The 21,758-nt window shown below is 58.4% G+C and carries 17 protein-coding genes; 12 read left to right on the forward strand and 5 right to left on the reverse strand.

Features of this window, described 5'->3' with window-relative positions; translation table 11 throughout:
- Positions 1-21: 21 nt before the first annotated feature.
- On the reverse strand, positions 22-672 hold the full coding sequence (locus QN399_RS06765; protein ID WP_219060168.1) for an N-acetyltransferase: 651 nt from the start codon (positions 670-672) through the stop codon (positions 22-24).
- A 199-nt stretch (positions 673-871) separates the two neighbouring features.
- On the opposite strand from QN399_RS06765, the gene xthA reads away from it, so the two are divergent.
- Both xthA and QN399_RS06775 read left to right on the forward strand, forming a co-directional pair.
- Entirely contained in the window at positions 872-1,684 is an 813-nt protein-coding gene (xthA, locus tag QN399_RS06770) for an exodeoxyribonuclease III (RefSeq protein ID WP_330200739.1), read from the forward strand.
- Between the two features lie 99 nt (positions 1,685-1,783).
- Positions 1,784-3,154 carry a phosphate ABC transporter substrate-binding/OmpA family protein gene (locus QN399_RS06775; RefSeq protein WP_322179414.1) on the forward strand — a complete coding sequence of 457 codons (1,371 nt, stop codon included), beginning with the start codon at positions 1,784-1,786 and terminating at the stop codon, positions 3,152-3,154.
- Between the two features lie 48 nt (positions 3,155-3,202).
- Here QN399_RS06775 and QN399_RS06780 read toward each other — a convergent pair whose 3' ends face one another.
- Positions 3,203-4,435: an acyl-CoA dehydrogenase gene (locus tag QN399_RS06780; protein WP_322179415.1), complete on the reverse strand. Its 1,233-nt coding sequence runs from the start codon at positions 4,433-4,435 to the stop codon at positions 3,203-3,205.
- Between the two features lie 161 nt (positions 4,436-4,596).
- Between QN399_RS06780 and QN399_RS06785 the strand changes: the two genes are divergently transcribed.
- From QN399_RS06785 to QN399_RS06795, 3 genes are all read left to right on the forward strand, one after another.
- Complete coding sequence (locus tag QN399_RS06785) at positions 4,597-5,544, forward strand: LysR family transcriptional regulator (RefSeq protein ID WP_322216010.1); 948 nt, start codon at positions 4,597-4,599, stop codon at positions 5,542-5,544.
- A gap of 166 nt (positions 5,545-5,710) precedes the next feature.
- Positions 5,711-6,112: a MerR family DNA-binding transcriptional regulator gene (locus tag QN399_RS06790; RefSeq protein WP_219060173.1), complete on the forward strand. Its 402-nt coding sequence runs from the start codon at positions 5,711-5,713 to the stop codon at positions 6,110-6,112.
- 26 nt (positions 6,113-6,138) lie between these two features.
- Positions 6,139-7,056: a hydroxymethylglutaryl-CoA lyase gene (locus QN399_RS06795; protein WP_330200740.1), complete on the forward strand. Its 918-nt coding sequence runs from the start codon at positions 6,139-6,141 to the stop codon at positions 7,054-7,056.
- Positions 7,057-7,591: 535 nt separating this feature from the next.
- On the opposite strand, the gene QN399_RS06800 is transcribed toward QN399_RS06795, so the two are convergent.
- Positions 7,592-9,271, reverse strand: coding sequence for an AMP-binding protein (locus tag QN399_RS06800; RefSeq protein WP_322179418.1), 1,680 nt, complete (start codon positions 9,269-9,271; stop codon positions 7,592-7,594).
- A 271-nt stretch (positions 9,272-9,542) separates the two neighbouring features.
- Between QN399_RS06800 and QN399_RS06805 the strand changes: the two genes are divergently transcribed.
- From QN399_RS06805 to QN399_RS06825, 5 genes are all read left to right on the forward strand, one after another.
- Positions 9,543-10,706 (forward strand): isovaleryl-CoA dehydrogenase, encoded by a 1,164-nt coding sequence (locus QN399_RS06805; RefSeq protein ID WP_322179419.1) that lies wholly within the window; start codon positions 9,543-9,545, stop codon positions 10,704-10,706.
- A gap of 26 nt (positions 10,707-10,732) precedes the next feature.
- Positions 10,733-12,340 (forward strand): carboxyl transferase domain-containing protein, encoded by a 1,608-nt coding sequence (locus QN399_RS06810; protein WP_322179420.1) that lies wholly within the window; start codon positions 10,733-10,735, stop codon positions 12,338-12,340.
- A gap of 24 nt (positions 12,341-12,364) precedes the next feature.
- The gene (locus QN399_RS06815) at positions 12,365-13,201 is read left to right on the forward strand and encodes a gamma-carboxygeranoyl-CoA hydratase (protein ID WP_322179421.1); all 837 of its coding nucleotides are present in this window, start codon (positions 12,365-12,367) and stop codon (positions 13,199-13,201) included.
- Positions 13,198-15,171, forward strand: a complete 1,974-nt coding sequence (locus QN399_RS06820; RefSeq protein ID WP_330200741.1) for an acetyl/propionyl/methylcrotonyl-CoA carboxylase subunit alpha — start codon at positions 13,198-13,200, stop codon at positions 15,169-15,171. Before QN399_RS06815 ends, QN399_RS06820 begins: the two co-directional genes overlap by 4 nt.
- A 204-nt stretch (positions 15,172-15,375) precedes the next feature.
- A complete protein-coding gene (locus QN399_RS06825; RefSeq protein ID WP_322217754.1) occupies positions 15,376-16,527 on the forward strand; it encodes a M14-type cytosolic carboxypeptidase in 1,152 nt (383 codons plus the stop codon).
- Positions 16,528-16,563: 36 nt separating this feature from the next.
- On the opposite strand, the gene QN399_RS06830 is transcribed toward QN399_RS06825, so the two are convergent.
- Both QN399_RS06830 and QN399_RS06835 read right to left on the reverse strand, forming a co-directional pair.
- On the reverse strand, positions 16,564-18,456 hold the full coding sequence (locus QN399_RS06830; RefSeq protein WP_330200742.1) for a propionyl-CoA synthetase: 1,893 nt from the start codon (positions 18,454-18,456) through the stop codon (positions 16,564-16,566).
- Positions 18,457-18,561: 105 nt separating this feature from the next.
- Positions 18,562-19,776: an MFS transporter gene (locus tag QN399_RS06835; RefSeq protein WP_330200743.1), complete on the reverse strand. Its 1,215-nt coding sequence runs from the start codon at positions 19,774-19,776 to the stop codon at positions 18,562-18,564.
- Positions 19,777-19,881: 105 nt separating this feature from the next.
- Between QN399_RS06835 and QN399_RS06840 the strand changes: the two genes are divergently transcribed.
- Positions 19,882-20,439, forward strand: coding sequence for a TetR/AcrR family transcriptional regulator (locus tag QN399_RS06840; RefSeq protein ID WP_322179425.1), 558 nt, complete (start codon positions 19,882-19,884; stop codon positions 20,437-20,439).
- A gap of 2 nt (positions 20,440-20,441) precedes the next feature.
- Positions 20,442-21,752, forward strand: coding sequence for a leucine-rich repeat-containing protein kinase family protein (locus QN399_RS06845; protein WP_322179426.1), 1,311 nt, complete (start codon positions 20,442-20,444; stop codon positions 21,750-21,752).
- Positions 21,753-21,758: the final 6 nt, after the last annotated feature.

The raw sequence follows: 21,758 nt of genomic DNA on the forward strand, positions 1-21,758 counted from the left end.
TGACAGCGAAAGCCTGGGACTTTATGCCTGGGCTTTGAGCAATACCTGAGGATTGGGGTGGAAAAACACATGTTCCCGGATTGGTCCTACAGCAATCTCACCGATTTCCTCATAGCCCTGTCGCTTATAAAACTCCAGATATCGCGGATTGCCCGTGTCGAGCACCACGCCCTGTGAAGTTTCATCGACGGCGCACCATTGATGCAGCGCCGTGAGCAACTGCTCACCAAAGTGACGACCCTGAAATTGTGGGTGGACCCCCAGCAATGGCAAAACGTGCACAGCGTCAGAAGGCAGGCAGGCCAGCACCGCCTGGTGATACTCCAGATAGCGCTGGGTACAGCGCAACCCTGCACTGAGGACCATGCGCAAACGCCATGCCCAGCTTTCGGTAATATCGAGACGGCGTTGCGGTGGGGCAATCAGAGCGATGCCCACCAGCCGATCCTCGACGAACAACCCCAGCGCTGGCAGGTCCTGCAAGAAGTGCTGTTTGACCAGTTCACGCACGGTGGCCCTGACCCGATGCTCATAGCCCGGCCTGTCCGACTCAAACAAGTAAGCGAAGCTCGGTTCGTGGCGATAGGCGTGATACAGCAGCGAGCGCGCCTCGCGGGAGTAACCACTGTCCAGCTGGCGGACTTCAGCCACGGCTGTTGAAGTTTCAGGCATTCGGTTGACCTCATAGGTACAGCGCTGCTCGAACGACAGCGTTTGTGATGCGAAAGCTTCGAGTAACAGGTACGCATTACAGTTCCGACATTTTCGACTCTGCTACCCGACCCTAGCATTGGATCAGACAATCCGCCACGCTGGCCGTGAGTCGACAGGTCAGCTAGCATCGCTTTTTTGTTTGCCAGGATTGCCGCCCATGAAAATCGTCTCGTTCAACATTAACGGCCTGCGCGCCAGACCTCATCAGTTGGCGGCGCTGATTGAGAAACATCAGCCGGACGTGATCGGCCTGCAGGAAACCAAAGTCTCGGACGAGCAATTCCCCCACGCTGAAATCGAAGCCTTGGGGTATCACGTGCACTTCCACGGGCAAAAAGGCCACTACGGTGTCGCTCTGCTCTCGCGCCAGGCGCCACTCACCCTGCACAAGGGTTTCGACACCGATGACGAAGAATCCCAAAAGCGCTTTATCTGGGGCACGTTCGCCGACACAAAGGGCGAGCCTGTGACCATCATGAACGGCTACTTCCCGCAGGGTGAAAGCCGCGACCATCCGACCAAATTCCCGGCCAAGGAGCGTTTCTACAACGACCTCCAGCTGTTGCTGGAAAGCCAGTTCAAAAACGATCAGCCATTGGTGGTGATGGGCGACGTGAATATTTCCCCGGAAGACTGCGACATCGGCATCGGCCCGGATAACGCCAAACGCTGGCTCAGGACTGGCAAATGCAGTTTCTTGCCTGAAGAGCGCGAGTGGATGGCGCGCCTGAAAAACTGGGGCCTGATAGACAGCTTCCGTCATCTTCATCCCGAGGTGATAGACCGCTTCAGCTGGTTCGACTACCGCAGCCGGGGCTTCGAAGATGAGCCCAAGCGCGGTTTGCGGATCGACGTGATTATGGCCTCCCATGGATTGCAGTCACGCATCAAGGCCGCTGGCGTGGACTACGACCTGCGCGCCATGGAGAAACCGTCTGACCATGCGCCGATCTGGCTGGAGTTGAGCTAGAACCGGCCCCGCAGACGCCCTTTTAGGCATGACTGTCATATTTCAGCAATCATTCTGACTTAATCTCCCGGCACTTTCTGTCTCTATAAGGTGCCGCACATGCTGCGCGCTCTGTTCACTGGTACTGCCCGACACCGCGCAGCCTGGCTATTCGGTTTTATCTGCAGCACCCTGCCCGGTGTGGTTTTCGCGGCACTGCCGATCCCTGCCGAAGGCATCCCGGCGTTACGCATCCAAGGCTCCAATACCATTGGCGCCGCGTTGGGCCCAGCGCTGGTCGAAGGCTTGCTGCACGCCCAAGGTCTGCAAAATGTGCGTATCGAAGCGGGCGCCCATGAGAACGAACAACGTGTGCTCGGCCAGACGCCTGCCGGACGCACGGTACTAATCGAGGTGGCGGCCCACGGTTCTGGGACGGGGTTCACTGCATTGAAGGCCGACAAGGCCGACCTGGCAGCCTCCTCACGGCCGATCAAGGACAGCGAACTGGCGAACCTGGCCTCGCTGGGCGACCTGAAAAGCCGTAAGGCCGAACAAGTCATTGCCATCGACGGCGTGGCGGTGATCCTCCATCCGGCCAATCCCTTGCATCAGTTGAACACTGAACAACTCGCGCAAATATTCTCGGGTGAAGTCCACGACTGGGAAGATCTCGGCGGTACCGGTGGCGCGATTCACCTGTATGCCCGCGATGATCACTCCGGCACCTTCGACACGTTCAATGAGCTGGTACTGCTCAAGTACGGCAAAACCCTGGCGCACAACACCAAGCGATTCGAATCCAGTGAGCAGCTGTCTGATGAAGTCAGCCAGGACCGTGGAGGCATTGGCTTTATCGGTTTGCCTTACGTGCGCAGGGCCCACGCTGTCGCGATTGCCGATGGCGATTCGAAACCGATGCTGCCGACCGTCAGCCTGATTGCCACCGAGGATTACCCTCTGTCGCGGCGCCTGTATTTCTACCTGCCACCTCAGGGCCTCCAACCATGGGCCGAAGCACTGGTGCAGTTCGCACAAAGCAGCAAAGGCCAGGCCATCGTTGCCAACAGCGGCTTCATCGCCCAGACGGTACAGGCGATCAAGGTCCAGGCCTCAGCAGGGCTGCCTGCGGACTATCAAGCCATCGTCAAGCAAGCACAGCGTCTGTCGGTGAATTTTCGCTTTGCCCAAGGCAGTGCGACCCTGGATAACAAGGCGCAACTCGACCTGCAGCGGGTCGTTGACTACCTCAAGACACACGACAAATTGAACGGCCACGTCACGCTGGTAGGGTTTGGCGATGCCAAGAGCGATCCAGCGCGGGCAGCGTTATTGTCCAAACTCCGGGCCATGGCGGTGCGGCGAGAGCTGGTCAAGGCGGGCGTGGTCTTGCGCGACATTCGCGGTTTGGGTGATGAGATGCCGGTGGCGGCCAACAACGCCGATGAAGGCCGGATCAAAAATCGGCGGGTAGAGGTTTGGGTGTATTGAGTATCTGGGTGGGAGGCGAATAAATCCGCCCCCCACCGCTACTCGCGGTCAGTGATGCTCGCTGCGCAGCATTTCCTTCGGCATATACTTACCGATCTCGAACTTGCCTATCGCCGCGCGGTGCACTTCATCCGGGCCGTCGGCCAGGCGCAACGTGCGCTGCATTGCGTACATGTAGGCCAACGGGAAATCGTTGGAAACCCCAGCGCCGCCGTGCATCTGGATCGCCCGGTCAATCACGCGCAATGCCACGTTCGGCGCCACGACCTTGATCTGGGCGATTTCGCTTTTCGCGACTTTGTTGCCGACGGTGTCCATCATGTACGCAGCCTTTAGTGTCAGCAGGCGCGCCATGTCGATTTCCATCCGCGAATCAGCAATTTTGTCGATGTTACCGCCCAGTCGCGCCAACGGACGACCGAATGCAGTGCGGCTGATCGAACGCTTGCACATCAGTTCCAATGCCCGTTCAGCCATGCCGATAGAGCGCATGCAGTGGTGAATCCGTCCAGGCCCGAGTCGACCTTGAGCGATTTCAAAGCCGCGCCCCTCACCCAACAGGACGTTCTCGTAAGGCACGCGAACGTTCTCAAACAGCACTTCAGCATGACCGTGGGGGGCATCGTCGTAGCCAAATACTGGCAGCGAGCGGACGATTTTCACCCCAGGGGCATCGGTCGGCACCAGAATCATTGAGTGTTGCTGATGGCGCGGACCTTCGGGATTGCTCAGGCCCATGAAAATCATGATTTTGCAACGCGGGTCGCAGGCGCCAGAGGTCCACCACTTACGGCCGTTGATCACCCATTCGTCACCGTCACGTTCAGCGCGGGCGGCCATGTTGGTGGCATCGGAGGACGCGACGTCCGGCTCGGTCATGGCGAACGCTGAACGAATTTCGCCGCGCAGCATCGGTTCAAGCCACTGCTGCTTCTGGGCTTCGTTGGCATAGCGCACCAGCACTTCCATGTTGCCGGTGTCTGGCGCCGAACAGTTGAACGGCTCTGGCCCTAGCAACGAACGGCCCATGATTTCAGCCAACGGAGCGTACTCGAGGTTGGTCAGGCCCGCACCGAGCTTCGACTCTGGCAGGAACAGGTTCCACAACCCCTCAGCCTTGGCCTTGAGTTTGAGCTCTTCCATGATCGCAGTGGGCTGCCAGCGATCGCCCTCGGCGACCTGACGTTCGAACACAGGCTCTGCCGGGTAGACATAAGCATCCATGAACGCAGTGACGCGCTCACGCAGTTCCTGAACCTTTGGGGAGTACGCGAAATCCATGAGCAGCTACCTTCTGAAGGAGGTGGGTGAGTGCATGAATTGGATGCTAGATCAGCGATGAAAATTTATCTAACCTATTCTCAACGTGTATAAACATTCATAACCGATATATGATCGGCCTTCGTAACGTCTCAATAAAAACAACATGAGAGCGCAATGGAATGAATCTGAGCAAGGTCGACCTCAACCTCTTTATTGTCTTTGATGCCATCTATACCGAAGCCAATCTGACCCGTGCCGGACAGATTGTCGGCATCACCCAGCCTGCGGTCTCGAACGCTCTGGCCCGCCTGCGGGAGACCTTCAACGACCCACTTTTCGTACGGACCGCGCAAGGCATGGTGCCCACGCCCATGGCCCAGAACATCATCGGGCCGGTGCGCAACGCCCTGACATTGCTGCGCGTCTCGGTGCAGGAAAGCCGGATTTTCAATCCGTTGCAGGCAAACAAGACCTACCGCATCAGCATGACCGACTTGACCGAAGCGGTGATCCTCCCTGCGTTGTTTCAACGTCTGCGTCGACTGGCCCCGGCGGTGATTATCGAGAGCTTTTTGTCCAAGCGTCGCGAGACCACCAAGGAGCTGGCAGCCGGGCGGCTGGACTTCGCCGTCGATGCGCCCCTCAATACCGACCCGCAAGTGCGTCACGTCAAGCTCATGGAAGACAAATACGTGTGTGCCATGCGCAAGGGGCATCCCTTGGCGACCAAAGAAAAATTCAGCCTGGAAGACTACCTGTCCCTGACGCACATCCACATTTCCAGCCGCCGCAGCGGCCTGGGACATGTTGACCTGGCACTGGGCAAGATGGGCATTCAGCGCAAAATCGCCCTGCGCTCGCAGCACTACTTGATGGCTTCGCAAGTGCTACAACAGACCGATATGGTCATGACCGTGCCGGAGCGCTTCGCCAGACGCCATGATCTGCACTATGTCAATTTGCCGGTCAACGATGTGCCGCCGGTGGAAACCCACCTTTACTGGCACGAAAGCACTGATCAGGACCCGGCTAACCGCTGGATGCGGGAGCAGATAATCGAACTCTGCCAACTGGTGACAGCGCAAGAAAAGAAGCTAGATAAAGCTTTAGATATCAATCCCAAGTAATTGATTATAAAGTGTTAATTTTAATAACTTAAAGTCATTTCTAGGTTAAATGGTCGTGATTTGCGCATGGATGAGGCAGCAAAAGTGAATGAAGGCGCGGCAGGCAGCTTGACGTATACGTCAAGCACGCCGTAGGTTAGCCACACGTTTAACCGTGAGTCCCTTCATGAGCAGTCAGACCTACAGCATTTCCGACCTCGCCCGCGAGCTCGACATTACCACCCGCGCTATTCGCTTCTACGAGGAACAAGGCCTGCTCGCTCCCGAGCGGCGGGGCCTTGAGCGTGTCTACTCAGGCCGCGACAAGGTGAGTCTGAAACTCATTCTGCGTGGCAAGCGCATCGGCTTCTCCCTGGCAGAATGCCGGGAACTGATCGAGCTGTACGACCCTCGCGGCGACAATCGAAAACAGTTGAATACCATGCTCGGTAAAATCAGTGACCGTCGTACTCAGCTTGAACAGCAACTGCTGGACATCCAGCAAATGCAGCTGGAGCTGGACACTGCTGAAGAGCGTTGCTTGGCTGCACTTGAAAGAACAGTTACAGATCATGATGTTACTGAGTAAACCTCAAATAAATATAAGGTGATGCCATGCCCCTGCCTCAACATGTTCGCCTGGTGGAAGTCGGCCCTCGCGACGGCCTGCAAAATGAAGCCCAGCCCATTAGCGTCGCGGACAAGGTGCGGTTGGTCGATGAACTGACCGCCGCAGGCCTGAGTTATATCGAAGTCGGCAGTTTTGTCTCGCCCAAATGGGTCCCACAAATGGCCGGGTCCGATGAAGTCTTCGCTCAGATCCAGCGCAAGCCCGACGTGACCTATGCGGCGCTGGCGCCCAACTTCAGGGGGTTTGAAGACGCCCTCGCCGCTGGCGTGACAGAAGTCGCGGTATTCGCCGCCGCGTCCGAAGCGTTCTCCCAGCGCAACATCAATTGTTCGATCAGCGAAAGCCTGGAGCGTTTCGTCCCGATCATGGAGGCCGCCCGCCTGCACGGCATCAGTGTGCGCGGGTATGTCTCCTGTGTGCTCGGCTGTCCATACGAAGGCCAGGTCGCACCACAGCAGGTGGCCTCGGTCGCCAACGAACTGTTCGCCATGGGCTGTTATGAGGTGTCCTTGGGCGACACTATCGGCACCGGTACACCGGGCGCGACTCGCACCTTGTTCGACGTTGTCGCCGGGCAGATCCCGCGGGGCAAACTGGCGGGCCATTTCCATGACACCTATGGGCAAGCGCTGGCCAATATCTACGCCAGCCTGCTTGAGGGGATTCAGGTGTTCGACAGTTCTATCGCTGGGCTCGGCGGTTGCCCCTATGCCAAAGGCGCCAGCGGTAACGTCGCGACCGAAGATGTGCTGTACATGCTCAACGGTCTGGGGATTGATACCGGCATCGATATGGATCGCTTGATTGCAGCCGGTCAGCGGATCTGTGACGTGCTGGGGCGCCCTACCGGTTCACGGGTCGCGAAGGCGCGTTTGGCGACCGGAGTGTTACCGCGCCAATAAAAGGTGGGGAGGAAACGGGTAACACGGAAACAATTACTGATAATTTTTCTCGGCGACTTTGGCAGGTATTTTTTCAAGCCATTGATTTTAAAGGACTTGATTAAGTTGGCACGGCTTCTGCTATAGGTTCCGTACAACAAAAATAAAAAATAATGCAGTACCCAATAAAAACAATACGTATCGGCTCTGACATAACAAGAACAACACGGACAGAGACGCAGCTAATAGATTTTTTTGGAGTGGATAGCTTTTCAGGGGTTTCGACCCCGCGACCGGGCAGAGAACAATAAAACTACCTCAGGTAGCTCCCGAACTGGTTGGATCACGCAGGTGATGAAAGCGAGTCAGCGCTCAAAAAAATACGTTTGCTCTTGATCCTGAATGGGATCGACTAAAACAGCGGTAAAAGGGAACGGTCGCCAAAAACAACAACAGGCCACCCTAAAACAATAAAAAAAGAGCATGCATAAAACCTTGAAGGGGAGCCCAGGCTCCCCTTCGTGCTATCTGGCGTTTGCCAAACCCCATCAAGCCCCTACTCAACCGCCTTCAGCAATTCCTCGACACTGATTTCCCGCATGCGAAATTTCTGAACCTTGCCCGTTACGGTCATGGGGAATTCGTCGACGAATTTGAAATGGCGCGGGGTTTTGTAATGGGCGATCCGGTCTTTGCACCAGCCTTGCAATTCGAGCGCACTGACGACGTGCCCCGGGTGCAGCTTTATCCAGGCGACGATCTCTTCGCCATACCTGGTATCCGGGATGCCGATCACCTGGACGTCCGCCACTGCGGGATGGGTGAAAAAGAACTCCTCCAGCTCGCGGGGATACACGTTCTCGCCGCCACGGATGATCATGTCCTTGTTGCGCCCGGCGATGCACACGTAACCATTGTCGTCCATCGACGCCAGGTCGCCGGTGTGCATCCAGCCCGCTTGATCCAGCGCCTCGGCGGTGCCTTGCGGGTTATTCCAATAGCCGAGCATCACACTGTAACCACGGGTGCATAACTCGCCTATCTGGCCGCGCGGGACGACACAACCGGTTTCGTCGATGATTTTGTTCTCGAGTTGCGGCTGAGTGCGGCCCACGGTCGTTACCCGCAGCTCAATGCCATCCTCAGGCCCGGTCTGCAGCGACACCGGACTGGTTTCAGTCATGCCATAGGCGATCTGCACCTCCTTCATGTGCATCTCGCTGATCACTTTGCGCATGACTTCTATCGGGCAGGTCGCGCCAGCCATAATCCCGGTGCGCAGGCTGGACAGGTCAAATGCCTTGAGTTGCGGATGATCGAGCATGGCGATGAACATGGTTGGCACGCCATACAGCGCAGTGGCTCGCTCCTCAGCCACGACGCGAAGGGTGAGCAAAGGGTCGAAACCGTCATTCGGGTAGATCATCGTTGCGCCGTGGGTCATGCAACCTAGGTTACCCATGACCATGCCGAAGCAATGATACAGCGGCACCGGGATCACGACGCGGTCAGCCGCGCTCAAGCTAAGGCTTTCACCAACCATGTAACCGTTATTGAGGATGTTGTAGTGGCTGAGGGTCGCACCTTTGGGGAAGCCGGTGGTGCCCGAGGTGTACTGGATATTGACGGGGTGATCAAATTGCAGACAGCGCTGTCGCTCGTTCAGTTGCTCGACACTGACCTCGACTGCCAAAGACGCCAACGCACTCCATGGAAGAAAGCCTGCTGGCGGCTGCTCGTCGAGGCTAATCACCCCACGCAACTCCGGCAGGGACTCACTGCGCAGCTGTCCTGCCGGGTAGTCACACAATTCAGGAACCAGCGTGGCACACATGGCGTGGTAGTTCGAGGTCTTGAACGCTCCGGCGCAAATCAACCACTGACAGCCAGACTGCTTGAGCACGTACTCCAGCTCACTGGTGCGATAGGCGGGATTGATATTGACCAGAATCACGCCCAGTTTCGCGCTGGCGAACTGGGTAATGCACCACTGCGCGCAGTTCGGGGCCCAAACCCCCAGGCGGTCGCCCGTCCGCAAGCCCAGCGCCATCAGCGCCCGCGCATGCAGGTCTACCGCTTCGCCCAACTGCGCCCAGCTATAGCGCAGTTGCTGATGGCGCACGACCAATGCCTCGCCAAGAGGGAATTTGGCGACAGTCTCGTCAAATGCCTGACCGATGGTCTGCGCCAACAGCGCTTTGTCCTGCCGACCGCGAGAATAGCTAGGTTGAATCATGGACCGTCCCTTTTTATGTTTGTTTTGGGATCACAGCCGTATCGTCGTTTCGCCAGACACAGCCATCATAGAGGCCTTACTCTTCGAACACGTCTACTTTGGCGCAAATTGACGTTAACGTAAAGGTCATGCCTATGAACGGATGTTGACAGGCAAAGCCCGACAGGTTTACGTTAACGTAAAGGTGAATACAGCATTCACCATAGCACTCATTATTTTCAAGACCCCAACCCAGGGTTTGCACCCAACAATAATAGGAAAGGTAAAAAGCATGAGCTACCCGAGCCTGAACTTCGCCCTCGGCGAAACCATCGACATGCTGCGCGACCAGGTTCAGGCCTTTGTCGCGGCAGAAATTTCGCCCCGTGCGGCGCAAATCGATAAAGACAATCTGTTCCCTGCTGACATGTGGCGCAAGTTCGGTGACATGGGTTTGCTCGGCATCACGGTCTCTGAGGAATACGGCGGCGCGGGCATGGGCTACCTGGCTCACGTTGTGGCGATGGAAGAAATCAGCCGTGGCTCGGCTTCAGTCGCCCTCTCCTACGGCGCTCACTCCAATCTGTGCGTGAACCAGATCAACCGCAACGGCAACCCCGAGCAGAAAGCCAAATACCTGCCCAAGCTGATCAGTGGCGAGCATGTGGGTGCCTTAGCCATGAGCGAACCCAATGCCGGTTCCGATGTGGTGTCGATGAAACTGCGCGCCGACAAGCGCGGCGATCATTACGTTCTCAATGGCAGTAAAACCTGGATCACCAACGGCCCGGATGCCAACACGTATGTGATCTACGCCAAGACTGACCTGGAAAAAGGCGCTCATGGCATCAGCGCTTTCATCGTCGAGCGCGACTGGAAAGGATTTTCCCGCAGCAATAAATTCGACAAGCTCGGCATGCGTGGCTCCAACACCTGCGAGCTGTTTTTCGATGACGTCGAAGTGCCGGAAGAGAACCTGCTCGGGGTGCTGAACAGCGGCGTCAAAGTCTTGATGAGCGGCCTCGACTACGAGCGCGTCGTGCTTTCGGGTGGCCCTACCGGGATCATGCAGGCCTGTATGGACGTGGTGGTGCCCTACATTCACGACCGTAAACAGTTCGGCCAGAGCATCGGCGAATTCCAGCTGATTCAAGGCAAGGTCGCCGACATGTACACCCAACTCAATGCCAGCCGCGCGTACCTGTATGCCGTGGCTCAAGCCTGTGAGCGCGGCGAAACCACGCGCAAGGATGCTGCCGGGGTGATCTTGTACAGCGCAGAACGCGCCACACAAATGGCTCTGGACACCATCCAGATCCTCGGCGGCAACGGCTATATCAATGAGTTTCCGGCCGGACGCCTGTTGCGTGACGCCAAGCTGTATGAGATCGGCGCGGGCACCAGTGAAATCCGCCGCATGCTGATCGGTCGCGAGCTGTTCAACGAAACGCGCTGAGCCTATTTGATCTTTTGGAGTGCCTCATGGCCATCCTGCACACCCAAATCAACACGCGCTCGCCCGAATTCGCACTCAACGGCGCAGCGATGCTGGAACACGTCAAAGGCTTGCGAAAGTTGCTCGCCCAGGTTCATCAGGGCGGCGGGCCTAAAGCCCAAGAGCGCCACACGTCGCGCGGCAAACTGCTGCCCCGCGAACGGATCAACCGTTTGCTCGATGCCGGTTCGCCTTTCCTTGAAATCGGCCAGTTGACGGCTTACGAGGTGTATGGCGAAGACGTACCCGCGGCAGGTTTGATCGTCGGCATTGGCCGGGTCGAGGGCGTCGAATGCATGATCGTCGCCAACGACGCCACAGTAAAAGGCGGCTCTTACTATCCGCTGACGGTGAAAAAACACCTGCGAGCGCAAACTATCGCTCAGCAAAATCGCTTGCCGTGCATCTATCTGGTCGATTCCGGTGGCGCCAACCTGCCGCGTCAGGATGAAGTGTTCCCGGACCGCGAGCACTTCGGGCGAATTTTCTTCAACCAAGCGAACATGAGCGCCGTGGGCATCCCGCAGATCGCCGTGGTCATGGGCTCGTGCACCGCGGGCGGTGCTTACGTGCCGGCCATGGCCGATGAAGCAATCATGGTTCGCCAACAGGCGACGATTTTCCTCGCTGGCCCACCGTTGGTGAAAGCCGCGACCGGTGAAGTGGTGAGCGCCGAGGACCTGGGCGGTGCCGATGTGCACTGCAAGATCTCTGGGGTTGCCGACCATTACGCCGAAAGTGATGAACATGCCCTGGCCTTGGCCCGACGCAGCATCGCCAACCTCAACTGGCGTAAACAGGGTGAACTCAACGCCCTGACCCCCATTGCCCCGCTGTATGGCGCCGACGAGTTGTACGGGGTGATCCCGGCTGACGCGAAGCAACCCTTCGATGTGCGCGAAGTGGTTGCGCGCCTGGTGGACGGCTCCGTGTTCGATGAATTCAAGGCCTTGTTCGGGACCACGCTGGTCTGTGGCTTTGCCCATCTGCACGGCTATCCCATCGCGATCCTGGCCAATAACGGCATCCTGTTCGCTGAATCGGCGCAAAAAGGCGCGCACTTCATTGAGCTGGCCTGTCAGCGCGGCATCCCGTTGTTGTTTCTGCAGAACATCACCGGGTTCATGGTCGGCCAGAAGTACGAAGCTGGCGGCATCGCCAAGCACGGCGCCAAGCTGGTCACCGCCGTAGCCTGCGCCAAGGTGCCGAAGTTCACGGTCATCATTGGCGGCAGTTTCGGCGCCGGTAACTACGGCATGTGCGGCCGCGCCTACGACCCGCGTTTTCTCTGGATGTGGCCCAACGCCCGGATCGGCGTAATGGGTGGCGAACAAGCTGCTGGCGTGCTGGTGCAGGTCAAGCGCGAGCAAGCCGAACGCAGCGGTCACACGTTCAGCGCTGAGCAGGAAGCCGAGATCAAGCAACCGATTCTCGATCAGTATGAGCACCAGGGTCATCCTTATTACTCCAGCGCCCGTTTGTGGGACGACGGTGTAATCGACCCCGCGCAAACCCGGGACATCCTTGCCCTGGCCTTGTCCGCATCGCTGAATGCGCCTATCGAGCCAAGCACATTCGGTGTGTTCCGGATGTAACCGGGCCGCGCCCACGGAGTGAACATGACCGATTTACACACAGTTGAATTGCACACCGATCCCCGGGGGTTCGCCACGCTCTGGCTGAACCGCGCGGACAAGAACAACGCTTTCAACGCCCAAATGATTCGCGAGCTGATCATCGCCCTGGATGATGTGCAAGCCGACACCCGTCTGCGCTTCATGGTGATCCGTGGCCGGGGCAAGCACTTTAGCGCTGGCGCCGACCTGGCCTGGATGCAGCAATCGGCGAACCTGGATTACAACACCAACCTCGACGATGCCCGCGAACTGGCCGAGTTGATGTACAACCTGGCCAAATTGAAGATCCCCACTTTGGCGGTCGTGCAAGGCGCGGCCTATGGCGGCGCATTGGGTCTGATCAGTTGCTGTGACATGGCCATCGGTACCGAAGATGCGCAGTTTTGCCTGTCGGAAGTGCGCATCGGCCTGGCCCCGGCGGTGATCAGCCCCTTCGTGGTGCAAGCCATCGGTGAGCGTGCGGCGCGTCGTTACGCCCTGACGGCCGAGCGCTTCAGTGGCCTGCGCGCACGGGAAATCGGTTTGCTTGCCGAGTGTTACCCAGCCGCCGAGTTCGAGCAGCAGATCGATCAGTGGATCGACACCTTGCTGCTCAACAGCCCACAAGCAATGCGTGCGAGTAAAGACCTGCTGCGTGAAGTAGGTAACGGTGCACTGACCCCTGCCCTGCGTCGTTATTGCGAAAACGCCATTGCCCGTATCCGCGTCAGCCCTGAAGGCCAGGAAGGCTTGCGCGCCTTTCTGGAAAAACGCGCACCGGCCTGGCAGTCCGAGCAGGCTGACGCCGCTCAATCCAATAAAAAGGAGCCGCGCCCATGAGCGCCTCGCAGCCCCCTACACCACCGCTGACCCGAATTCTGGTCGCCAACCGGGGCGAAATTGCGTGCCGCATCATGCGCACCGCCAAGGCGCTTGGGCTGACTACCGTTGCCGTGCACAGCGCCACCGATCACGATGCTCGACACAGCCGCGAGGCTGACATCCGAGTCGATCTGGGTGGGAGCAAGGCGGCCGACAGCTACTTGCTGATCGACAAATTGATCGCTGCGGCCAAGGCCAGCGGCGCCCAGGCGATCCATCCTGGTTATGGCTTTTTATCTGAAAACGCAGGGTTTGCCCGCGCCATCGAAAACGCTGGATTGATTTTCCTCGGTCCACCCGCCTCTGCCATCGACGCCATGGGCAGCAAATCCGCCGCCAAGGCCCTGATGGAAGACGCGGGCGTACCTCTGGTACCGGGTTATCACGGCGAAGCACAAGACGTCGCAACCTTCAGCGCCGCCGCTGAACGCATCGGTTACCCGGTGTTGCTCAAAGCCACGGCAGGCGGTGGCGGCAAAGGCATGAAGGTGGTGGAACAGGTCAGTGAAATGGCCGAAGCGCTGGCCTCGGCTCAGCGTGAAGCACAGTCATCGTTCGGTGATTCGCGGATGCTGGTGGAGAAATACCTGCTCAAGCCGCGTCACGTCGAAATCCAAGTGTTTGCCGATCAGCACGGCAACTGCCTATACCTTAATGAGCGCGACTGCTCGATTCAGCGCCGCCATCAAAAAGTCGTCGAAGAAGCACCTGCCCCCGGTCTCAGCCCAGAGCTGCGCCGTGCCATGGGTGAATCGGCGGTGCGTGCTGCTCAAGCCATTGGTTATGTCGGCGCAGGCACGGTGGAGTTTCTGCTGGACTCTCGCGGCGAATTCTTCTTTATGGAGATGAACACTCGCCTGCAAGTCGAACACCCGGTCACCGAAGCGATCACCGGGCTGGACCTGGTGGCCTGGCAGATTCGCGTGGCCCAAGGCGAGGCGTTGCCAATTACTCAAGCGCAGGTACCGCTGATTGGCCATGCCATCGAAGTGCGGCTGTACGCCGAAGACCCCGCCAACGATTTCTTGCCGGCCACCGGCACGCTGGACATCTACCGCGAACCTGCTGCCGGCCCCGGTCGACGCGTGGACAGCGGCGTAGCCGAGGGTGACAGCGTGTCGCCGTTCTACGACCCGATGCTCGGCAAACTGATCGCCTGGGGCGAGAACCGTGAGCAGGCACGTCTGCGTTTGCTGGCCATGCTTGATGAGTTCGCCATCGGCGGGCTGAAAACCAACCTGGCGTTCCTGCGCCGCATCGTCGCTCATCCTGCGTTCGCAGCGGCGGAACTTGATACCGGATTTATTCCACGCTATCAGGAACAGTTGCTGCCACCCGCCGGAGAATTATCGGCAGAGTTCTGGCAAGCCGCTGGCGAGGCCTTCAGCCAAAGCCAGCCAGCCACGGTTCGTCAGGACGACCTTTATTCACCGTGGGCCAGCCACAACGGTCTGCGTGCCGGGCTGCCGACAGAAATCGACCTGCACTTGATCTGCAATGGCCAGAAGCAGGTGATCCAGCTGCGCAACAGCAGCGCCTCGCTGGCCGAGCTGAGGGGCGAGCAACTGCTGATTGAACACGATGGCGTGCGCCGTCAGCATCTGGCGATCCGCCGGGGCGATACCTTATATCTGCATTGGCAAGGCGAGCTGCACACCATCAAACGCCTCGATCCGATTGCCGAGATTGAAGCCAGCCACAGCCATCAGGGCGGCCTGACCGCTCCAATGAACGGCAGCATCGTGCGGGTGCTGGTCGAGGTCGGTCAAAGCGTCGACGCGGGTGCGCAGTTGGTGGTGCTGGAGGCCATGAAGATGGAGCACAGCATCCGCGCACCCCATGCTGGAGTAGTCAAGGCGCTGTATTGCGTCGAAGGCGAGATGGTCAGCGAAGGCACGGCACTGGTGGAACTGGATGAAGCAAAATAAACTTTGACACGCGAATGATAATTGTTATTATTGGCGCCGTTGATCGCAAGATCAACCCGATAACCCAGAAGCCTCAGGTCGGCTTCCGGGTTATCTCCTCATCAGGCTAATCACGGTTTTGACCCGGCTTTTTGCCGGGTCTTTTTTTTGTTTCTTTCCGATGGGTGTACAGTACCGGCACGAATTGGTACCGCCGTACAGGAAATAACCGTGACTCAGACCCCTCTCAAAATCAGCGCTGATTTCGACAGCGGCAATATTGAAGTACTCGACGCCAGCAACCCTTCTAACGTAAGACTGGCGATCCGTCCCGACACGAACAGCCCCCATCTTCAGTGGTTTCACTTCAAGGTCGAACACTTGGACGTGGGCCAAAAACACGCCTTCAGCCTGACCAACGCCAGCCAGTCCAGCTACAACCGCGCCTGGAACGGTTACCAGGCCGTGGCCTCTTACGATCATGAACACTGGTTTCGTGTACCGACAACATTCGACGGCACGGCCCTGAATTTCAGCCTTGCGCCAACCGAGTCGCAGGTGTATTTCGCCTACTTTGAACCCTATAGCCGCGCACGTCATGACTGGCTGATCGAACAGGCTATCAACAAAGCCGGCACCGAGCTGATTGCCATCGGCAAAAGCGTCGAAGGTCGCGACATCCAACTGTTGCGCAAAGGCGACGGTGCTGTCGGCAAGCGCAAGGTCTGGATCATCGCCCAGCAACACCCGGGCGAACACATGGCCGAATGGTTCATGGAAGGCCTGATCGAACGCTTGCAGGAAAAACACGACCCGGTCATGGCGCAACTGCTGGCTGCCGCCGATCTGTACCTGGTGCCGCACATGAACCCTGACGGCTCATTCCACGGTCATCTGCGCACCAACGCCAAGGGTAAAGACCTGAATCGGGCTTGGCAGGATTCCAGCCGGGAACTGAGCCCGGAAGTGTTTTTCGTCCAGCAGCAGATGGAGAAATACGGCGTAGATCTGTTCCTCGATATCCACGGCGATGAAGAAATCCCCTACGTGTTTGCCGCCGCGTGTGAAGGCAATCCCGGCTACACCCCGCACCAGCAGCAACTGGAAGAGCACTTCCGCCGCCGCTTGAGCGAAATCACCCAGGATTTCCAGACCCGCTACGGTTACCCGCGCAGCAACCCCGGCCAAGCCAACATGAACCTGGCCTGCAACAGCGTCGGCGAGCGTTTCCAATGCCTGGCATTGACCCTGGAAATGCCGTTCAAGGACAACGATGACGCGCCTGACGTCGTCACCGGCTGGTCCGGCAAACGCTCGAAACAACTGGCCAAGGATGTCCTGACCACCGTGTCGGAAATGGTCTCGGTCCTGCGCTGAGTCAACGGCCCCTTCAGGCAAATCCGCTCTTGGGGTTTATGTTGCTTTCAACGCAGCAGCAATCTCCCCGAGAATCGCTGGATCATCAATCGTCGACGGCGGAGTGAAGTCCTCGCCGTCGGCGATTTTTCGTAGAACACCGCGCAGTATTTTGCCGGAGCGGGTTTTGGGCAGGCGCTTGACCACGACCACACGCTGCAAGCACGCCAGCGCACCGATTCTCTCGCGCACCAACGCCACCATTTCGCTACGCAACTGCTCGGCACTTTCGCTGACGCCGTCCTTGAGCACGATCATGCCCAGCGGCACCTGCCCCTTGATCTCGTCATGCACGCCGATCACCGCACACTCGGCCACGGCGGGATGTTGGCTGACCAGGTCTTCCATCTCCCCGGTGGACAGCCTATGACCCGCGACGTTAATCACATCATCCGTGCGGCCCATGATGTACACGAAACCATTTTCGTCCACATACCCCCCATCACCCGTGTGGTAATAGCCGGGAAAGGTCTGCAGATAAGCTTCCAGGTAACGTGTATGGTCATTCCAAAGCGTCTGGCTGCACCCAGGCGGCAATGGCAAGGCGATGACGATAGAACCTTGCTGACCAGGCGCGAGCAACCGGCCCTCCTCATCCACCACCTTCACGTTGTAACCCGGTACTGCACGGTTGCTTGAACCGGGGGCCGGGCTGTGGCCTTCAAGACCTACGCACGGTGCAGTCACCGGCCAACCGGTTTCGGTCTGCCACCAATGATCGAGTACCGGCTTGCCAGTCAGTTGTTCCAGCCAGTGATGCGTGCTGGAGTCGAGTTTTTCCCCCGCCAGAAACAACTGTCGCAGCGAACTCAGGTCGCGGTTCTTGATCAACTCGCCGTCAGGATCTTCCTTGCGAATCGCGCGCATGGCAGTGGGAGCACAGAACAACGCGTTGACCTTATATTCTTCGATCACCCGCCAATACGCGCCGGCATCTGGCGTACGGATCGGCTTGCCCTCATACAGGATAGTGGTGCAACCGCACATCAGCGGTCCGTAGACAATCAGGGTGTGGCCTACCACCCAGCCAACATCGGAGATGCCCCACCAGACATCGCCCGGCTGCATCCCGTAGATATGGCTCATGGTGAAGGTCAGCGCGACTGCGTTGCCGCCGTTTTCGCGAACGATGCCTTTGGGTCGGCCGGTGGTGCCCGAGGTGTACATGATGTAAAGCGGGTCGGTGCTGGCGACGGGCACCGGATCGACCGGCTGCACACCGACCAAGGCTGCGCTCCAGTCCAGGTCGCGGCCCTTTTGCAACTGTGCCTGAACCTGCGGACGTTGCAGTACCAGAACATGGCTCGGCTGATGGCGAGCCAGTTCAAGGGCTTTGTCCACCAAGGGTTTGTATTCAATAACCCGGTCGAACTCCAACCCGCACGAAGCCGTCAGCAGCAGCTTGGGTTTGGAATCGTCGATGCGCAGTGCCAGTTCATGGGCTGCAAAACCGCCGAACACCACGGAGTGGATTGCGCCGAGTCGGGCGCAGGCCAGCATCGCCATGGCCGCCTGCGGGACCATCGGCATATAGATGATTACGCCGTCGCCCTTCTCCACGCCCAATTGGCGGAGCAAACCCGCCAACCGCGCCACTTCGTCACGCAGTTCGTTGTAGCTGTAGCGCACCTTGCTGTGGCTGACGGGCGAGTCGTAGATCAGTGCCGTCTGCTCGCCACGGCCCTGCTCGATCTGATAATCGAGTGCCAGATAGCTGCTATTGAGCTGACCGTCGGCGAACCAGCGATGCGTGCCGTCAGCCAGGGTTTGCAGAGTCTGTCGAGGTGCCTGATACCACGCCACGTTGCGCGCCTGTAGCGCCCAGAAGGCCTCTGGATCGGCGATGGAATGGTCGTAATGCTGCTGATAATGCTTCTGTTGCTGGCTCATCGGTGTCCCTGTGCTTGTTCTTATTGAGGGCTTGGCGAGAAAGACTTACACCCATGAACGTAGCAGATGCACAGAGAAAAACAGCTACGACTTTTGTCGGCCGCTTTAGCCCTGAGCCATCGCACGGGCATTGGCCGAACGCTGGGTCAGCACACCCAGGAGAGCCAGCAATGCCAAGGCGATGACCACCAGGCCATAGACGTTGGTGGTCGCGATCAGCCCGAAGCTGTGTGCCGAGAGCCCGGCAACCAATGCAGGCACACAAAATGCCAGGTAACTGAGCACATAAAATGTCGACATCAGCCCGGCGCGTTCATGGGCGTGAGCCAGTGGCAATAATAAGCGCATGGCCCCAAGGAACCCGGCGCCGAACCCGCACCCGGCAAACACCGTCCCTACGAAAAACAGCCATAGCCAACCGCTGTTGACGGCCGCCAGAATCACCGCGACGCCTACGCCCATAAAGCTGGCACCCACGAACAAGGCCAGGCGGGGTGTACGTTTGCGCAGGTTCAGAATCGCCACCGCGCCACTTAGGGTTAATGCCGCCACGGCCAGCCCGCCATTGAGAACCGACGTCGAGCCGGTTGCTGCGGTTAATAATGATGGGCTCAGCGACAGATAGAATCCGCCCAACGCCCAAGCCGCTATATCCACTGGCAGCACCAGCCACAGCGTGCGTCTCGCCTGAGGTGGTACGTGCAACGAAAGCTTTAGCGACGCCCAGACACCCGGTTGTGGGCTGACCGTTTCCGGCAGACGCCACAGGTACAGAGCCTGCAACACAAAAGCGATCAATAGCACGACAAACGCCATCAACAGCGGCAAGGGCGCGAACGTCACCAGAACACTGGTGCCCAGCGCGCCCGCGGCCATGCCCAGCATCGGTGCGACACTGTTGATCAACGGCCCCTGTGTCTGATCACAATCAAGCAAGGCAGCGCCCAATGCGCTGGCAGCCATGCCCGTGGCGAAACCTTGCAGCACCCGTGCAATGATTAGCCAGGTCACATCGGTGGCGGCGATAAACAATACCATCGACAAAATCTCAAGCACCAGCGCGGCAAAAATGACCGGGCGTCTGCCCAAGTAGTCGGACAATGAGCCGACCAACAACAAGGCCCCCAGTAAACTCAGGGCATACACTGCAAAAATCAGGGTCAGTATCGCCGACGAGAAGCCCCAGCTTTGCTGATACAGGTGATAAAGAGGGGTGGGCGCGCTGGACGCAGCAAAAAAGCACAACACCGTGACGGCAAGAAACCCCAGTGCTCCACGACTACGAACGGTCGGGTCCGGGTTCTGCAAAGGATGAGACATGAGTACACTCTCCGATAAAGCAAACCGTTAAAGCAATAATTTAGCTTTTTCGAGTGTGCAACGCGATCCCGCTTAAAGCAAATTCTTTGTGTTAAGGTCTGCCGCATGGCTATTAAAGAAGGTATTCGCACGGGAGGCCGCAGCGCCCGTGTTCAAGAATCGATCCACGCGGCTATCCGTGACCTGTTGCTCGAGCACGATCGTGCAGCCCTCAGCGTCCCACTGATTGCTGCCCGTGCTGGTGTCACGCCCTCAACCATTTACCGACGCTGGGGTGACCTGACCACGCTGCTTGCAGACGCAGCGGTGGAACGTTTGCGTCCGGACATCCCGGTCAATTGCGGCAACCTGCGCGAAGACCTGCAAACGTGGACCGAGCAATACCTGGACGAAATGAGTTCAGCCCCGGGGCGGGAACTGATGCGTGACGTCGTGGCCAGTAGCGCGGCAACCTGCTCTGGAAAATGCTCTGCCATCGTTCGTGACCAATTACAAATCATCATCGGGCGCGCGCTCGCCCGAGGTGAGACTGCTCCACCGGCCGAAGAATTGATGGACGCCATCGTTGCGCCAATGGTGTATCGCATCCTCTACGCGGAAGCACCACCGAGCCTGGAACGCATGCATCGATTAATCGACATCTGCCTCGCGCGGCAGGATTAATGATGACGATCGACAATCAAACTCATACCCTTGAGCGTCTGCGCGCTGGCAAGCTTGCGGGCATCACACGGCTTGATCTGTCCTGCGGGCTAACCGAGTTTCCTGCGGAAATTTTCGACCTCGCGGACTCGCTGGAGGTGCTCAATCTGACCGGCAATGCGTTGAGCCGCCTGCCGGAAGATCTGCACCGTCTGAAACACCTGCGCGTGTTGTTCTGCTCGGAAAACAGGTTCACCGAGCTGCCAGCCAGTATAGGTCAGTGCCTGCAGTTGCAAATCGTCGGGTTCAAGGCCAATCAGATCCGCTACGTTCCTGCTCAGGCACTGCCGCCCTTGTTGCGCTGGCTAATCCTGACGGACAACTGCATTGAGGCCCTGCCCGACGCACTTGGCGCCTGCAGTGCCTTGCAAAAATTGATGCTGGCGGGTAATCGCTTGCAGAAGTTGCCTGAGAGTCTGGCGACCTGCACGCAACTTGAACTGGTGCGTATTGCGGCCAACCGCCTGACTGAATTGCCCGACTGGTTGTTGAAACTGCCCACGCTTGCCTGGCTGGCCTACGCCGGAAACCCGCTGACCGTAAGTCCCGCTGAAACGCCCATCCGCCAGATCCCGTGGGAGCATCTGCAGGTACAACAGCAACTGGGCGAAGGCGCTTCCGGGGTGATCCAACAAGCCCTGTGGCAACGTCAGGAGAACCAATCCACGCCTGTGGCGATCAAGCTCTACAAGGGCAGCATCACCAGTGACGGCTCCCCGCTCAACGAAATGTCTGCCTGCATTGCTGCGGGGGCTCACCCACAGCTGATCGAAGTCCAGGGGCAGATCGCTGAACACCCACAGGCACAGGTTGGTCTGGTGATGCAATTGATCGCCCCCAGCTTCAGCAACCTCGCTGGCCCGCCCAGCCTGGACTCCTGCACCCGAGACATCTATGCCTCAGGCACCCGGTTTTCGCTGGACGTCGCCCTGCGCCTGGCCTGCGGCATCGCCTCGGTTGCCGAGCATCTGCATGCAGGCGGTATCTGCCATGGCGACCTGTACGGGCACAATATCTTGTGGGACGAGGACGGCGATTGCCTGCTCGGCGATTTTGGCGCAGCGTCGTTTTATCCGACAGCCAACACCGCTCAAGCACAGGCACTGGAACGCGTTGAAGTCAGGGCTTTCGGGATCCTGCTGGGTGAATTGCTGACGCGTTGCGATCCAGCACCTGCCGAGTGGCTACTTAACCTGAAAAGCCGATGCACGCATCCCGACGTACTGGCAAGGCCGTCGTTTGCACAGGTTCATGGCGAGTTACGGCGCCTGTGACACGAT

Source organism: Pseudomonas sp. 10C3 (assembly GCF_036346185.1).
Classification (GTDB): Bacteria; Pseudomonadota; Gammaproteobacteria; order Pseudomonadales; family Pseudomonadaceae; genus Aquipseudomonas.

What these genes read in the sequence shown, in the direction of transcription:
- QN399_RS06765 (WP_219060168.1), bottom strand. Translation starts at nt 672, where the DNA reads ATGCCTGAAACTTCAACAGCCGTGGCTGAAGTCCGCCAGCTGGACAGT.
- xthA (WP_330200739.1), top strand. Translation starts at nt 872, where the DNA reads ATGAAAATCGTCTCGTTCAACATTAACGGCCTGCGCGCCAGACCTCAT.
- QN399_RS06775 (WP_322179414.1), top strand. Translation starts at nt 1,784, where the DNA reads ATGCTGCGCGCTCTGTTCACTGGTACTGCCCGACACCGCGCAGCCTGG.
- QN399_RS06780 (WP_322179415.1), bottom strand. Translation starts at nt 4,435, where the DNA reads ATGGATTTCGCGTACTCCCCAAAGGTTCAGGAACTGCGTGAGCGCGTC.
- QN399_RS06785 (WP_322216010.1), top strand. Translation starts at nt 4,597, where the DNA reads ATGAATCTGAGCAAGGTCGACCTCAACCTCTTTATTGTCTTTGATGCC.
- QN399_RS06790 (WP_219060173.1), top strand. Translation starts at nt 5,711, where the DNA reads ATGAGCAGTCAGACCTACAGCATTTCCGACCTCGCCCGCGAGCTCGAC.
- QN399_RS06795 (WP_330200740.1), top strand. Translation starts at nt 6,139, where the DNA reads ATGCCCCTGCCTCAACATGTTCGCCTGGTGGAAGTCGGCCCTCGCGAC.
- QN399_RS06800 (WP_322179418.1), bottom strand. Translation starts at nt 9,271, where the DNA reads ATGATTCAACCTAGCTATTCTCGCGGTCGGCAGGACAAAGCGCTGTTG.
- QN399_RS06805 (WP_322179419.1), top strand. Translation starts at nt 9,543, where the DNA reads ATGAGCTACCCGAGCCTGAACTTCGCCCTCGGCGAAACCATCGACATG.
- QN399_RS06810 (WP_322179420.1), top strand. Translation starts at nt 10,733, where the DNA reads ATGGCCATCCTGCACACCCAAATCAACACGCGCTCGCCCGAATTCGCA.
- QN399_RS06815 (WP_322179421.1), top strand. Translation starts at nt 12,365, where the DNA reads ATGACCGATTTACACACAGTTGAATTGCACACCGATCCCCGGGGGTTC.
- QN399_RS06820 (WP_330200741.1), top strand. Translation starts at nt 13,198, where the DNA reads ATGAGCGCCTCGCAGCCCCCTACACCACCGCTGACCCGAATTCTGGTC.
- QN399_RS06830 (WP_330200742.1), bottom strand. Translation starts at nt 18,456, where the DNA reads ATGAGCCAGCAACAGAAGCATTATCAGCAGCATTACGACCATTCCATC.
- QN399_RS06835 (WP_330200743.1), bottom strand. Translation starts at nt 19,776, where the DNA reads ATGTCTCATCCTTTGCAGAACCCGGACCCGACCGTTCGTAGTCGTGGA.
- QN399_RS06840 (WP_322179425.1), top strand. Translation starts at nt 19,882, where the DNA reads ATGGCTATTAAAGAAGGTATTCGCACGGGAGGCCGCAGCGCCCGTGTT.
- QN399_RS06845 (WP_322179426.1), top strand. Translation starts at nt 20,442, where the DNA reads ATGACGATCGACAATCAAACTCATACCCTTGAGCGTCTGCGCGCTGGC.